Consider the following 14250-nt stretch of genomic DNA (forward strand, 5'->3'; position numbering starts at 1 on the left):
GCTAGGAATATTTAGCTCCCTTTGCTATGTTTTAGCTGAGATAAATAGCAGTGGAATTGTTGTGAATGATGTAAACCTTAGACACTTAGATCAGTTGCTTAAACATTTTGAGATTCATTTATGTCATCCTATAGGTTTAGGAGAATTAGAGGTCGCGTTGTGTACTTCTAAACGTAATGTGTCAATTGTTATGAGAAAGCTGTCCGAACAAGGTTGGATAGAATGGATCCCCGCAGTCGGTAGGAGTAATCCGAGTCAACTTACGATTAAAAAATCGTTGCAACAAGCGATTACCGAATTATTGATTAACGAACTAATTAAAGGCAGTTTTAAATTAGTATCCCGCCTCGTCGACCTCTACGGTTCGACAGCCGTCCGAGCTCTTACTATAGCAACTGAACAACTCAATCAAACCAATGAATCAAGCAATGCTGTATTGATAGCTTCCTATCCGTGGGTAAACACTATTGATCCAATCAAAACGTTTCGTCATGCAGAATTACATATAGCAAAAAGTGTATATGATGTATTGTTGATTCAAACCCCAGATGGTGAATTAATGCCTTCCTTAGCTCACGACTGGGTGATGGAAGGTAAAACGATTACTCTATGGTTACGCCCCGGCGTTTACCGACACGACGGTGAGCTATTAAAGGTTCAAGACGTAGTTTGGAGTATTAGACGTTTAATTGAGGGGAACGGCCCTATTAAAGAGTTATGGCAATGCGCTGAACGTGTAGATGTAATCGCCCACAATTGTTTAGCTATTACTCTCAAGTATGCCAACAAGTTCTTTCCTTACATGTTAGCTATGTCTAATGCATCGATAGTTTGTCGAGATCAGCAAAGCTTTGGCGATAAATATAGTTACTATATTGGAACTGGGCCGTTCAAGATTGAACACTGGTGTGAAGACAGTATTCAACTTCGAGCGCATAAAGACTATTTCTCTACTCGAGCTTTGTTAGAACGAGTTACTTTGTCGCATGCTGATGCAGATATGCAAAACATGATTAGCTTTAACTGTCCGTCAGACCAAGTAGAAATTCAAAGTATAAGTGCTTTACTCTATTTAACTTATCGAGAAAGGTTTGACTCGAATATCTCTCGAGATACATGGTGTCAATTAGCTGATTATATCCATCAGCAAAAACAGCTATATGATCCTATTAATGCGGTCGAAAGCTTGGCTTTAGATGCCTGTAAAGCTAAGCCAATGATAACTCCCCCCCCAAGATTGAGAGGAAAGGTTGTCTTGGCCGAGCCCAAATGGACTATTCCATACTTAATTCGGAACTCTGAATGGTTACATAATGTTATCCGTTCAACAGGACTTGAATTGGAAGTTGTTATCGTCAGTGATATTAGTCACCCTCATTTTGTGTCTGAAATAGCTGATATTCTCCTAATTGAAGATGTAATAGAGACACCCGTTGATTACGGAACGTACGAATGGTTAAGTGTGTCAACGGGATTACGATTTAGCTTCGACCGTTTTAAAATGGATGAGCATCAAGCTAAGATAAAACGAGCTATAGGTGACGGTTCACCAAGTAGTGAATTGATGGAGATGGAAAGGGCTTTACGTTTAAGTTATACCTACTTACCGTTATTTTCCGGTTATGAGGAAATGTCCAGGACTCAACAAGTAAGAGGGGTTCAAGTAAGAAACACAGGATATAGTGACTTTTATCGACTTTGGGTCGAACAGTGATTATTTAGGTTAGAACTCTTTACTAGAAGGAGCACAACCTAAGTGTTGCAACAACACATAGATACTTTCTTGATCGAGTGCCACGCGACGAAATAGATCGGCAAATGTCGGATCTCCACCGAAACACGTTTGGATATAGTGGTTGATTTCATTGCTGTCGTAGCCTTCGACGTACAAAGTTCTAACCCATTGGTACTCAACAGCCTTTAAATTGTTCAGTGTAGACTCGCTAAGAGTGGGGCGTATGACGCTCAAGAGTGGCTCCAAGAAATTCAAATGCATCTATTATGATTGGCGGTATTTAATCAGAGCAAAATGACGACTTTATTACAGTCAAAATAAATCAGTGAACAAGTGCCGATTCATTTCAACCTTTGGCTGGGTATCACGCTCTTATCGTCTGTATTGGGTGTGCAGCGGATTTGGCTGTGTAGAGCACGAAGGTATCAAATAGATCAATGCCAAGCAGGCGCTTGGCATTGTAATAAGGTTTTGTAGGGGGAGGGCAGCTGGTGGACCTTACTTAAGGTACTTCACGTGAGCTTCCATCTCTTCACCAATCTGTTTTCGCATGTTCATTAGGCGAATAGCCGAATCTCGTAATTCGATGTCTTCTGGCGTCTCTGGTATCCACTCTGGCACTTTAGTCGGATTACCATTCTCATCGACAGCGACCATAATAACGATACAGTGAGTTGTTAGGCGGTTATTGAGCTCTTTAGGGTCGCTTGCTTGCACGTCGATAGCGATATGCATTGAAGATGAACCTGTGTAAATGACCTTTGCACTTACTTCCACAAGGTTGCCTACATGAATTGGGGCAACGAATCGAATTCCGCCTGCATAGGCTGTTATACAGTATTTACCGCTCCAACCTGCGGAACAAGCGTAGGCTGCTAAATCGATCCACTTCATTGCTGCACCACCATGAACTTTACCACCAAAGTTCACATCCCCGGGTTCAGCTAAAAAACGCAGAGTAACGTCTCGTTTACCATCTTGTCGGCTATTGCTACTGCTCATCTATCTTCCTTCATTATTATTTTGCTGCGTAACATACTTGTTACTTGCTAGTAACAATATACTTAAGATGATAGAAATTAAAGCGGATAATCTCATGGTTAAGACTATTTTTTTCAAACAGATGATCAGTTGATGAATATTGGTGCTTAAAGGCGTATCAGGCGTATCAGGCGAATGGCAAACATGGATGAAGTTATATCAAGCAAGAGAATAGAAATACTGATTAAGTCACTAGATAGGTCGATTGCAAAAAAAACACCTAGCGTAATGCTAGGTGTTTCTAAGCCGTGTGGTACTCATGTCGGTACTTTTTTGTGTTAGCCAACCAACCGCTGTTGATTTGGTTTAGTTAAAGTGGCTGTATCTCAGATACCACTAAAGTGGTAGTGATTATTGTTTTCTTATCAGCTCACTTTTACTGTTTTAAAAAGTATAGATCCTTCGCGTAGATATTTCCTTTCGGATTATTGTTTGGGAAGCCTTTTAGTGTATTTCGCACTAATCGTGTGTGATTGTAATGATATAAAGGTATAACTGCTGAAGAATAGTTGAGTAACGACTCATCGTGCTGATATAAAGTAAAGCGTTTAGACTAATCTTCCGTTTTACTCGCTTGCTGTAAGGGCTCATCATAGTATGGATTACAGTAGCCACTCTCATTTGCTGTGTGAAACGTGAGTTTGAATTTTTACCCTAATGTGAGCGTTGGGTAATGCGTTTAGCTTTGTTGAGGGAGAGGAGCCTCAAGCCTTGGTTTTCTTCTGATTTGAGCAAGGATGACACCTGAAATCACCATCACACCACCAATGATGTGGAACTGGTTAATCTCTTCGCCAAGCCATGTCGCGGCTAATACGATCGCTACAACCGGAAGCAAGTTCATGAACATCGCGCTTGAGTCAGCACCAATGGTGTCAATCGCTTTCACCCACATCCAAGGCGCTAAAATCGAAGCGGCAACCGCTGCGTAAGCTATCAATGGGAGCGCTTGTTGCGGTGGTAAAAGTTGTTCGCTGGTAAGCCAAAGTGGCGTAAGCATCGCGACAGCAAACAGACCCTGAATGTATATCACCACCCAGCTACTGATTGGCATTATCCAGCGTTTCAGTAGTACACAGTAAGAAGCATAAACAAAGGCTGCAATTAGCATATAGCCATCGCCTTGAGCCAATTCTTGATGCATGAAGAATAACGGATCGCCTTTGCCTAACATCAGGGCTAAGCCTGATAGTGACAACACACCGCCAACAATACTCAAACTAGAAATCGACTTGTGCAGCAAAGGGACGCTTAAAAATACACTGACCAATGGAACCAAAGAAGTGATTAATGCCATGTTAGAGGCGGTTGTGGTTAAGCCTGCGTAGTAACCTAGAGATTGGTTCAACACCATGCCCAAAAAGCCGAGGAACGCTAATTTAGATAAGTTTGGCTTAATGACAGCCCACTGCTTCATCACTGGGCGAATACAGAAAGGCGTGAGAATTAACATCGCAAAAAACCAGCGGTAAAAACTCATTGCGCTAGGTTCTATGGTGCTTGCAGCAAGCTTGTTGACGATTGCATTGGCGCCCCAGATACAGACTGTAAAAAATGGTAATAGGTAATGCATGTGAATTCCGTGGCGAATGAGTTGATGCGGCTAGTTTGACAGGTCGTTATACTTACAAGTATCTTTATAAAGACATTAAGCGCGATAGGAAGACAAGTTTGAAAAAACACTCCAGAAACCTTCATCCATCCTTATTAATTGATAAGGCACCATCCAACGTATTTATGAATTTTGAAGCGTTTCTTTCGAACACTGAAACCCGAGTTCATAGCCACTCATGGGGACAGGTTCAATTGATCAGTGGTGGTATATTAGAGATGGAAGCGGAAAGCACTCGATTTCTAGCGCCACCACATCTAGCGATTTGGGTACCGGCCGGGGTGATGCATTGCAGTTATAACCGTAAGCCTTTGGACTACTGTTCACTAAATATCGCCCCAGAACTCACGCAACACCTGCCAGATAAAACCAGCCTTATAAAGATCACGCCGATTGTGTCTTCTATTATCGATGATTTTCGCGATCGTGGGATCAATGTTGCGGAAACCGAGCAAGACCAAAGGCTCGTTCAGGTACTGCTTGACCAACTTGCGCAGCGTGAGGTTGAACACCACTTCTTGCCTTCAACCGATAATAAGTATCTAGCGCCTATATTGGCTTCTGTTGAAGAGAACCCAACCGATGAAGTGACGCTGAAAGATTGGGCTGAACGTGTCCACACCACGGAAAGAACCCTTTCTCGCCACTGCCAGACCGAGCTTGGAATGAGCTTTACCGAGTGGCGACTGCGAGTGCGCTACCTATACTCAATGGACTTGTTGAGAAACGGCCAATCGGTTAAAGAGGTCGCTCTTACATTGGGTTATAACCAAGCAAGCCCATTTATCACCATGTTCAAACGTTACGCGAACCAAACGCCAGAGCAGTATAAGAACCGTTTGTTGTAGCTCGGTCTTGTTGCCAAAAGAACGGATGTTTGCGCTAGTTAGTGCGTAGATAGACCACAAGTGAATAGATAGACCATAAGTGAATACGTGCAGTATGAGCTTATGGAATCGCCCCTAACAGCCCATATATTTCGCTCTGTTGTTCGGTGACATCCTCATAGTGTTGGTTCAATAGAGCACTGTTGCTGCCCACTTTGAACAGTATGTACGTTTCTCCGTCGACCTCGAACCAATTGAAGGTTCCATGCTGGTTATACGTGGTCATTGTTTTGTTTATCTTCATGAGATATACATTAGCAGCGCAAGACATGCAGACGTACATAAGCCAAAGAAAGAAAAGAAAAACCACGAGCCTAATACTGTTTTTTCTTTTCCTACCTCTTCATTACTTTGCTGCCAACCAAGTTCACGAACCTGATCCTTGGTAAGGTTTAAGTCTAGTTTCTCGATGTATCTGTTGAGTTCGTCATTGTGCACTGAGCTAAGCATGTTCTATCTCCTCTAACCATTTGATTGGTATTTTAGGGGAGCCCAGTGTTTGGTTAAATTAGATATTTTTCAACAGGCGTTAAGGTAAATAGAACATATGGAATAACAAAAAACCTCCGTGGTGGAGGTTTTGGTTGAAAGTGTTTTAGTTGATGGTTATCGCGATGTATTTGTTGTTAGATTCCACCTGTATTAATACACAATCTAATACCCAGTCAACTCCATATAGCCAGACCCAGAATGAGAACCTTTGATTTCAATTGGCCCTTCCCAATAAGGAACCGACAGCGGCATTTTGGCATTTGGATTGAGTGCCGAGACGGTCAGTTCTATTTGCTGGCTTGGAATCGAAACTTGCCACTCTGTTGGGTAGTCACGCCCGTCGATTTTAGTTTGCTTGATGGCGGTTAAGCTGATGTCTTGCTGCTTAATCGCGATGCCGGAGCCATCTTGATTCATCAACCTCGCATGAGAATAGCTGGCTTTGCCTGTAGCTGAGTTTCGAAGTTGAAATACCACCAAGCTGGTTTCATCACTCAGCCTTAGCGCAAACCAATCCCAACCTTGTTGCGAGTCGAGTAAAAACTGCGAGCTCCATTCTCTGTCTATCCAACCTTTGCCGGAAACTTGATGGGTGACGCCATCAATAGTTACCTCGCCCGATACATTGATGAATGGTTGGCTGTAGTAATAGGAAGCCACTTTGCCATCGCTACTTTTAGTGCTGTAGCCTTGTTCGCCTTGCTTTTGATATGGCGCGTTGTTGGTTAACTTAAGCGAATATCCAAATTGACCCGAGTTAGCGACCAATGTAGCTGGGAACAGGTCATCGGTCGTCGACGTCCATTGCCAATCATCGAGGTAAACACGAAACGGCGAATCGCTTACACCCGCGAGTTCAGCTTGGTCACGTGACCATTTTTCATCGGCATAGTGTTTATTTTTAGTGGTGACAGCGCTGTGCGCCATGTAAATCTGCTGACTTTGCCACGTAGTTTCCTTGGTGCTATTGCCACTTTCATGTGGTGCAGCCGCAAAGCGGAACTGTGTCCATTGCACACCTAACACATTGTCTTCTTCATCAATTAAGTTTGCGGTTAAATACCACCATTCATGACGAAAATCTGGATGTGCTTGATGGTCGGCAGGGAAGGCGATGTCGATACCTTTAACTACCGGTGTGAATTGATCAGTCTCTTTTTGTGTTTCATCGTCGGTTTGTTTTCCAGTACCGAGTATCGAACCCATATTTTGAGCTGATGGTTGAGTGGACTCCTCACACCCTAAAAGGAGTAAGATGCCAAGTGTGAGAACGAAAACTCTCATTGATCGATTCATCACAACACCTCACTTTGCAAGCTGGATACCACGGGTTTACTGACCAAACGCCACAGTGGGATCAAGGTCGCAATCACAGCCACTAAAATGGTGATGGCTGCGATGCTGAGTGCATCACTCCAATTCCACACATAATTTAAACTCCAACCAAAGGCGCGCAGGGTAACGATGTCCGTCAACACATAACCGACCATAGCGCCGAGTGGTAAGGCGATAACCAGAGTGAAGGCGACCAGAACAACGATTTGCCCGACCACCATCGCCATCAATTTTTTCTGACTAACACCGAGCGCGTACAACCTTGCAATGGCGGCTTTGCGTGCATCGAGCAACATGAAACAGGCGCAGAACAACCCAATCACCGCCACCATTAAAGTGACGCCATTAAGCGCCCGAGTGATAGCAAAGGTTTGTGAGAAGATATCTAAAGCGATCGATTTGATCTGTGCTTGATCGTAAAGCTGGCTAGGGTGCAAATTGAGTTGTTGGCGTAGCTGTTCGTACACCACTTGTGGGTCGCCAGATACTTTGATTCCCAAGCTGGTGGGTAAGTCAGTAAACCCGCTTTCGAGCCATAAATTAGGTGCAAGCAACACTTCGCCATTCGGTGAGCCGTAATCATGGAAAATCGCCCCGACGATGAGTGTTTTGTCTTGGATCGCGTCGAGCTTTAGTCGGCTTCCAAGGGACAAGCCGAGCTTCACTGCCGTAGGTTCGCTGATCGCCACGAATTCACCTTGGTAAAAGCGCGTCCAGAAATCATCAAGGTGGGATTGAAATACCATGGTTTGCTCAAGTGTGTCTTTGTCTTTGGTGCCGAGCAAAGTAGGTAAGCCCTGCAAGTTATCGTCGACATAATATTGCTTATAAACGGTTTCAACATTTTCAAACTGCTCTAACGCACGTTCCACATTCGCGATTTCACCTTGAGCAGGGCTAACGTAAATATCGGCATGTAAGCGCTGTTCAAGCCATTGCTTTAACGTGGATTCAAAGCTGCCGACTAAGGTATTCATTCCCATGTTAGCGGTGACGGCGAGAAGCAACGCCATCATGGCAAGTGAGAGAGGGGAGATAAGTTCACGCAGCTCAGCGAACAGATATTGTATTAACCCCGATTGGGTACGTTTTTCGCTCCAGTTCGCTAGCACGCTGAGTGTTTTGGGCAAATACAAAGGAATCGACACCACTAACACACCGAGCCATGCCATGGTGAAGCGATGATGTTCGCTCAGCCATAACCCTGCTAACGCGACAATGGTTAATACTGACCCGATAACAAACAGCTGATTTTCGTTAGACGTTTCCGGCGCTTGATAGAAACCACCATGGGAAGAGAGGGGTTGTCGCACTCGCTGTTTAAAGTGCTGCCAACACGCGACAAGCGTTGCGGCTAGCGTGAGTAGCAGTGCCTGCACTAACCATTGCCACTGCCATGTGCCGGGAAGCAGTGTTGCACCATAAAGTTGCTCAAGCGTTATTGCGACGGTGGGATGTAGCCAATGGCTGAGTTGAATGCCGAGAATGAAACCAAGCGACGCGCCCTGTGTGACTAAAACAGTCAGCTCGACTAACAGAGCTGAAAATACGATGCTTGGCGCAATCCCAGCTTGTTGAATTTGTACCAACAGCCGATTACGTTTCAGCAAACTGTACTTCACACCGTTGTAAGCGATGAACAGGCCAACCAAAAACGCCAACAAACTCATGGCGGTGAGGTTAAGGTGAAAGCTATCGGTAATTGAACCGAGATCCGTGCTTTGGTTGTTGGATATCCATTGCCCTTGCTCGCCAATAAGGCTTTGCCATTTATCCTGAGCATTGCTGTTAGTGTCGCTCTTAGTGTCAAAAATAGCGATGTAGCTCAGTTGCCCTTGTTTGTTAAGCAGTTGCTGAGCGAACCCAATATCCATCAACATTCGGCTACCTAGCTGCCATTCATCTGGTAGCACTACCACTTGAGTGAGCACTTCATCCAAAGTGAGTGTGTCTACTCCTCCCAAGTTCTGGTGTTGCGACTGGCTCATCATCACAATGGGTTCACCCGCTAAGAGTTGCGGCAAAGGTAAGGCATTGTCGAACAGGGAAATGTTTGGTTCTTTGGTTTGAGTGTTGCTTTGTTCGTCGATGCGAGCGTGACGAGATCTTGAAGTGAGGGCGGCGATCAACTCACTGCCTTGAACTGACCAACGTCGACCTTGCTCGTCTCTTACTCGCCCTTCAATAACAGGTAGCGCTGCGCTTAATCCACTTTGTCTTAAGCTGAAGTAGAGCGATTCCGGCAAATAGTTTTGCCCTGCTGGTGGAATGATAAGGTTCTGCGCTTGAGCGCTAAGTTGCTCGGTCGATTCTGCATAACTGCGCTTGGCATTGAGGTTGATGGCTTGCACTGCGACAAACAAGGTGACCGCTAACACAATGCCGATCAGAATCGCTGCGGCTTGCAATGGTGATTGACGATAGTGCGCCGCGAATAGATTCAGAGTCAGTTTGGTATGGGTGAGCTGGTTCTGAGCAAAGCCAGTTTGCTTCATTGAATGACTCACAACGTTGCTGCTCTTGGGGTTAGATCTACGTTCCTTAAACAACCATCGTCTAACACCAATTTTGTCTGCATAAAGCTGGCGCATTCTGGGCTGTGCGTAACCAAAAGCACCGCAGTGTTGCCTTGAGTGGTGATTTCACTCAGCAGCTTCATAACCTCTAACCCTGCTTTGTGGTCGAGGTTGCCTGTGGGTTCGTCGGCAAGCAATAGTTTGGGTTTATGGGCTAGCGCGCGCGCTATTGCGACTCGTTGTTGCTGACCGCCAGAGAGGGCGGATACGTGTCTTTCGAGTAACTCGTTGATACCCAATGCATCAACTAAATAATCGCACCAGTCGCTCCATTTTTGTTGATTCAAATGGAGCGGGAAGGCGATGTTTTGTTTTACGTTGAGTGGGGTTAGTAAGTTGAACTGTTGAAAGATCACGCCTAGTTTTTGATGGCGGAATCGGCTCCACTGTGGATCTCTCCAATCTGATGTGTTCTCGTTATCGAGCCACAACTCGCCACCAGTTAGAGGTTCAAAGCCCGCGATTAGGTTGAGTAAAGTACTCTTTCCACTGCCACTCGCCCCTGTTAAAGCCACGCTTGCGCTTGTCGCCAAAGCGAAGTCGACATTTTCCAGCACGTGATGGGTATCGTTGCCATCAACAAAGCTTTTGCTGGCATGTGTAAGTGTGACAATTGGGCTTTCCATTTCCTTTCCTTATAACCAAAACTTACCATCAAAAGGTGTCGTTACTTGTGGCAATTATTGAAGCGACAAGCTCTATAAAACTGTAGACAACAATTTCAAACAATAGAGCGATTTATATCGAATTATTAATAACTTGTACTGCAAAAAGAGGGGAATAGATCAGTGTGAGATGGAATACAGGTGTAAGTGGGAGCTTAGAGTCACCTAGGAGGCTTTTGGGGCTGTTTATAGATAATAAATATCTATGTTAAAAATTGTCCCAATTCCAATTCGTTTTAAAAGAAAACGCCCCCGATTGGTTGAAGCCAATCAGGGTTAGTAAGGCCCAAGAAAATCTAGTTACTTGGACTTTATTGCGAGGATTAATTTTGCTAAGGCACCTAACAAAGCAGCGATAGCGAAAACCAATTCAGGGTTATTCATATTATTACCTATAAAGAAGCTCTCGCCTTATGTGAGAGATTCTTCGTATTATCAACATGCATGTGATGGAAGGCAAGATAAAGAAATGGGGCTACCTGTGGATAACTATCTGATTTATTGGGTTTTACTAAAAGGGGGGGAGGCGGTGTAGCCTTCAAGTTGCAAAGTACTTGCTTACAATAGTAATGAGTGTGTCAAAGAGTCTGCTTTTACTTCTATTTTTCAACGTCACTTAACATGGATCGTACTCAACTTTCCGTAATCAACGACCTAACCACGCTCTAAGCGTCGTTAAGTCGTTATTGGTTTGAGGTCAGGGCTTAATTGAGCGCTTTGATCAGAGTGATTTCGCGTTTGATTTGCTTACTCTCTTGCTCAGTCGCCTGCGCCAGTTTCTTTTCGCGTGTGGTTATGGCTGCTTGTTTGGCTTCGTCAGATTTGAACATCAGTTCTTTTGCGTTGATAGAAGCGATGTTTGTGTAGCGGCCATCGTCACTGGTTGGGATTGATATGGTTTCATCATTAATCAATGACTTCACTATCTCACGCTGTTCATTGTAACGGTTCTCTAACCCCGAAAGTGTCCATCGTTGTTGAGGCTTGCCTTCATACTGACCGTTCTTTTCTTCTTTAAGATACTTGATGGTCATGTTACGGATCGTGCCTGCTTCTTCTCCATACTCTGCTTCCGTATCAAAGAGTACAGGGAATGATTCACCTTCTAGCACGCCGCCTTTCTTGGTTAGATGACCCATTCGATAGCTATTCATACCAATACGGATTTCTGTTTGATCAGTAACCGGTGTGCCATCAGCAAACGCGAGGTTGGTGATGCGTGTACCTGCAGGCTGAGTAAGGTCGATGGTATAAGTCACGCCCGCGAAGAAGTCATTGGTCGAGTATTTTGATGCTCTGCGTTCAGGGTTAAAGCTGTAGGTCACATCACCGGGTTGCACTGAGTTGAAGTAGCCCGCAGACCATTCCATGTAGGTTCTTAACTCTTTGCCTGTCATCTGGTAGACAGTGATTTCGCCACCTGCGTATTGGTAGTTGTACGCGATGTCTTTGGCTTTGATTGGGCCAACACCAAGCTCTGCATTGTCGTTGTCTATTTGAAGTGCGATGACATTGGCCTTGGGTGCATAGAAGAAGCTCGCTTCTTGGTATAGCGCACTGATGCCTGTGTCTTGAACATGGACTTGAGGGATACCGCGGATTTCGTTTTCTGGGACTAAATCAACGCCGGTAAGTTGAGCGACAGGTCTGTTCGCCATTTCTCGGAGTTGTTTGTGGTAAGGCTGGTATAACTCGTCCATATTCTCATCAGAGTCGATACCTTTAATTTTATAGGTGAAGCTGTCTTTGTTGACGAGAGTGAATGTGCCATCGCGCTCTTCAAATTGAAGATCGATACGAGATAGGGCGCGGCCATATCTGTCGGGTTCAGTAATAATAACGCCATTTACAACGGCTTTATCGATGCGAGTGTGCATGTGGCCAGCGACGATGGCATCAAGCTCTGGGTTTGCATTGGCAATGTCGGTGACACCGGTGTCGGCAATGTCATTCTCGTTCTCAATTCCCATATGGGCAACCAATATGATGGCATCCACTTTATCATCAATCTCTTTGACGATTTTCTTCACTTCCAAGGTTGGATTAGTGAAAGTGACGCCTTCTAAACGGTTGGTACCTTGCGCAAAGACCTCCGTCATTGGGGTATCCATTCCGATCACGCCGATCTTAATGCTACCGCGTTCTAGGATGGTGTAACCAGGCAGGAATGGGTTTCCGTTTTTGTTCTTGATGTTGCCACCGAGAGACTGCCCTTTAAATTGGGTAACGGCCCTGTTGAGGGTTTTGAGGCCAAAGTCGAATTCGTGGTTACCTAAAACCCACACATCGTATTTCATGTGATTAAAGCCAAGCATCATTGGATCAACGGGCTCGTCTTTGAAGGTTTCTACGAAGTTGCCTTGGATGGTATCGCCAGCGTCGACAAGGATAATGTTAGATTGCTCTTTGCGGATCTCACCAACTTTGGTCGCGATTTGGCTCAAGCTACCACGAGTGTTGAGTTTATCTGCCACGTAATCCCACGCCATAAAATGACCGTGGATATCTGAAGTACCCAGTATCGTGACATCGTGTATATCGCCATCAGCTGCAAAGGTGGGAAAGGCTAGAGAGAGTAGGATGGCGCTTGATAGTATGTGTCTTTTCATAAGTATGTTCACATCGTGGTTTTAAGTATGACGCTACCATATAGAATCGAGGTTATCTTATGGGTAATCAGTATCATATTTCTATTGATATAACTAATTGATGTTTCAAATAAATGTGATTCATGACCATCTCGTAACCACTTAAGTTATGGAGAAATGCACCACAACTCTTCGCTATCTTTTCAATCTTCGATTTCTTTAATCAAACTTCCTAAGCGATGGTGTATTAACAAGCACGCTTGTAAGCTGTTGAACGTCTTGCCTGTTGAAATAAACAAGGTATATATCGTCCAACTCTCACTTACTGTGGCAGTAAGATGATCTTGCCCTCTAGGCGTGTGGTTTTCGATTCAATGAGATCAATCGCGGTTTGCACTTCATCGAATGGTAGATAGCGGTCAACGTCGAGCTGAATGTCGTTTGTGATGAAGTGATCTAGCATGGTCGTGAACTTATCACGGCGAACATCTTTACCTTCTGCTTCCTCCCAATAACGCAAGAAGAAGGTGCTGAAATCGATGTGTTGGTTTTTCGCGTACTCAAAGAAGCGTGGCTCGTAAAAATCCAACGACAGCGTCCCATAGTTGATAAAGCGCCCGTTGTTGCCAAGGGTGTGAACAAGATCGGTTCCGGGTGAGCCGCCAATCGCATCAAAGGCAACGGTTGGCATAGGCAAGCCTAATGCCTTAATTTGAGAAACTAGATCAGCGTTCGCATCTATCACCCAACAGGAAGTGGCAGGGTATTGTGTCTGCTGTGATGTAACGACAATGATGTTGAAGCCGAGTGATGCTGATAACTGGGAGAAGATCTTACCGATGGCTGAACTGCCCGCGTTGATGATCAACACATCCTCTTGGGTCAGCTTGGCTATTTCTGTCGTTAGCACCCATGCGGTTAGCGCATTAATGTACAACTGACAGGCGTAGCCATTGTCTAAATGTTGAGGAATTTGGAACAGATCATCTGGTGATACATCGACATAGTTCTGCCATGTTCCACTGGTTGCCACAAGCACTCGCTGATTTACTGCAAACTCAGCACTGCTGGATTCTACAACTCTTCCTACCGCTTCAAATCCCGGTACTCTCGGCGGCTGGTGGCTATGTTTGTACTGCCCAACACCATAAATCGACAACAGATCACTAGGGTTGATGTTAGTGGCTTCAATTTGTACGCGAACTTTATCTTTGTCTAGTACCCCTAAAGCGACATGTTCTAACTTGAGAGATTCTTTTGGCTGACCGAAACGGAACTGGCTAATTCGGGTGTTTTGTTTAGTGTCAGTCATAGTTAGG

The 14250-nt window shown here is 44.7% G+C and carries 12 protein-coding genes and 1 pseudogene; 2 read left to right on the plus strand and 11 right to left on the minus strand.

Annotated elements, in window-relative coordinates; translation table 11 throughout:
• Positions 1 to 61: 61 nt before the first annotated feature.
• Positions 62 to 1714: an ABC transporter substrate-binding protein gene (locus tag AB4274_RS02685; protein WP_372110878.1), complete on the plus strand. Its 1653-nt coding sequence runs from the start codon at positions 62 to 64 to the stop codon at positions 1712 to 1714.
• Positions 1715 to 1723: 9 nt separating this feature from the next.
• Here the strand turns inward: AB4274_RS02685 and AB4274_RS02690 are convergent, their stop codons facing one another.
• From AB4274_RS02690 to AB4274_RS02705, 4 genes and pseudogenes are all read right to left on the minus strand, one after another.
• Positions 1724 to 1996 carry a hypothetical protein gene (locus AB4274_RS02690; protein ID WP_019822928.1) on the minus strand — a complete coding sequence of 91 codons (273 nt, stop codon included), beginning with the start codon at positions 1994 to 1996 and terminating at the stop codon, positions 1724 to 1726.
• Between the two features lie 237 nt (positions 1997 to 2233).
• Positions 2234 to 2737 (minus strand): acyl-CoA thioesterase, encoded by a 504-nt coding sequence (locus AB4274_RS02695; RefSeq protein WP_019822926.1) that lies wholly within the window; start codon positions 2735 to 2737, stop codon positions 2234 to 2236.
• Positions 2738 to 3152: 415 nt separating this feature from the next.
• Positions 3153 to 3407: pseudogene (locus AB4274_RS02700) on the minus strand (peptide ABC transporter substrate-binding protein); the annotation flags it as partial.
• A 48-nt stretch (positions 3408 to 3455) separates the two neighbouring features.
• A complete protein-coding gene (locus AB4274_RS02705) occupies positions 3456 to 4349 on the minus strand; it encodes a DMT family transporter (RefSeq protein ID WP_372110881.1) in 894 nt (297 codons plus the stop codon).
• A 98-nt stretch (positions 4350 to 4447) separates the two neighbouring features.
• Here AB4274_RS02705 and AB4274_RS02710 point away from each other — a divergent pair, with 98 nt between their 5' ends.
• Positions 4448 to 5236: a helix-turn-helix domain-containing protein gene (locus tag AB4274_RS02710; RefSeq protein ID WP_029235520.1), complete on the plus strand. Its 789-nt coding sequence runs from the start codon at positions 4448 to 4450 to the stop codon at positions 5234 to 5236.
• A gap of 100 nt (positions 5237 to 5336) precedes the next feature.
• Here AB4274_RS02710 and AB4274_RS02715 read toward each other — a convergent pair whose 3' ends face one another.
• From AB4274_RS02715 to AB4274_RS02745, 7 genes are all read right to left on the minus strand, one after another.
• Complete coding sequence (locus AB4274_RS02715) at positions 5337 to 5519, minus strand: hypothetical protein (RefSeq protein ID WP_017060054.1); 183 nt, start codon at positions 5517 to 5519, stop codon at positions 5337 to 5339.
• Positions 5516 to 5725: a hypothetical protein gene (locus AB4274_RS02720; protein WP_048609786.1), complete on the minus strand. Its 210-nt coding sequence runs from the start codon at positions 5723 to 5725 to the stop codon at positions 5516 to 5518. The genes AB4274_RS02715 and AB4274_RS02720 overlap by 4 nt, the downstream gene beginning before the upstream one ends.
• A gap of 204 nt (positions 5726 to 5929) precedes the next feature.
• The gene (locus AB4274_RS02725) at positions 5930 to 7063 is read right to left on the minus strand and encodes a lipocalin-like domain-containing protein (RefSeq protein ID WP_372110884.1); all 1134 of its coding nucleotides are present in this window, start codon (positions 7061 to 7063) and stop codon (positions 5930 to 5932) included.
• Positions 7063 to 9597 carry an FtsX-like permease family protein gene (locus AB4274_RS02730; protein WP_372110925.1) on the minus strand — a complete coding sequence of 845 codons (2535 nt, stop codon included), beginning with the start codon at positions 9595 to 9597 and terminating at the stop codon, positions 7063 to 7065. Before AB4274_RS02730 ends, AB4274_RS02725 begins: the two co-directional genes overlap by 1 nt.
• A gap of 8 nt (positions 9598 to 9605) precedes the next feature.
• Complete coding sequence (locus AB4274_RS02735; protein WP_102321294.1) at positions 9606 to 10304, minus strand: ABC transporter ATP-binding protein; 699 nt, start codon at positions 10302 to 10304, stop codon at positions 9606 to 9608.
• 743 nt (positions 10305 to 11047) lie between these two features.
• Positions 11048 to 12952: a bifunctional UDP-sugar hydrolase/5'-nucleotidase gene (locus AB4274_RS02740; RefSeq protein ID WP_372110887.1), complete on the minus strand. Its 1905-nt coding sequence runs from the start codon at positions 12950 to 12952 to the stop codon at positions 11048 to 11050.
• A 301-nt stretch (positions 12953 to 13253) separates the two neighbouring features.
• A complete protein-coding gene (locus tag AB4274_RS02745) occupies positions 13254 to 14243 on the minus strand; it encodes a zinc-dependent alcohol dehydrogenase family protein (RefSeq protein ID WP_372110890.1) in 990 nt (329 codons plus the stop codon).
• Positions 14244 to 14250 lie beyond the last annotated feature (7 nt).

This window comes from Vibrio sp. 10N.261.55.A10 (assembly GCF_041470825.1).
GTDB lineage: Bacteria > Pseudomonadota > Gammaproteobacteria > Enterobacterales > Vibrionaceae > Vibrio > Vibrio crassostreae_C.

Coding starts and splice junctions, on each gene's coding strand:
- AB4274_RS02690 (WP_019822928.1), bottom strand. CDS start 1,996: ATGCATTTGAATTTCTTGGAGCCACTCTTGAGCGTCATACGCCCCACT.
- AB4274_RS02695 (WP_019822926.1), bottom strand. CDS start 2,737: ATGAGCAGTAGCAATAGCCGACAAGATGGTAAACGAGACGTTACTCTG.
- AB4274_RS02705 (WP_372110881.1), bottom strand. CDS start 4,349: ATGCATTACCTATTACCATTTTTTACAGTCTGTATCTGGGGCGCCAAT.
- AB4274_RS02715 (WP_017060054.1), bottom strand. CDS start 5,519: ATGAAGATAAACAAAACAATGACCACGTATAACCAGCATGGAACCTTC.
- AB4274_RS02720 (WP_048609786.1), bottom strand. CDS start 5,725: ATGCTTAGCTCAGTGCACAATGACGAACTCAACAGATACATCGAGAAA.
- AB4274_RS02725 (WP_372110884.1), bottom strand. CDS start 7,063: ATGAATCGATCAATGAGAGTTTTCGTTCTCACACTTGGCATCTTACTC.
- AB4274_RS02730 (WP_372110925.1), bottom strand. CDS start 9,597: ATGAAGCAAACTGGCTTTGCTCAGAACCAGCTCACCCATACCAAACTG.
- AB4274_RS02735 (WP_102321294.1), bottom strand. CDS start 10,304: ATGGAAAGCCCAATTGTCACACTTACACATGCCAGCAAAAGCTTTGTT.
- AB4274_RS02740 (WP_372110887.1), bottom strand. CDS start 12,952: ATGAAAAGACACATACTATCAAGCGCCATCCTACTCTCTCTAGCCTTT.
- AB4274_RS02745 (WP_372110890.1), bottom strand. CDS start 14,243: ATGACTGACACTAAACAAAACACCCGAATTAGCCAGTTCCGTTTCGGT.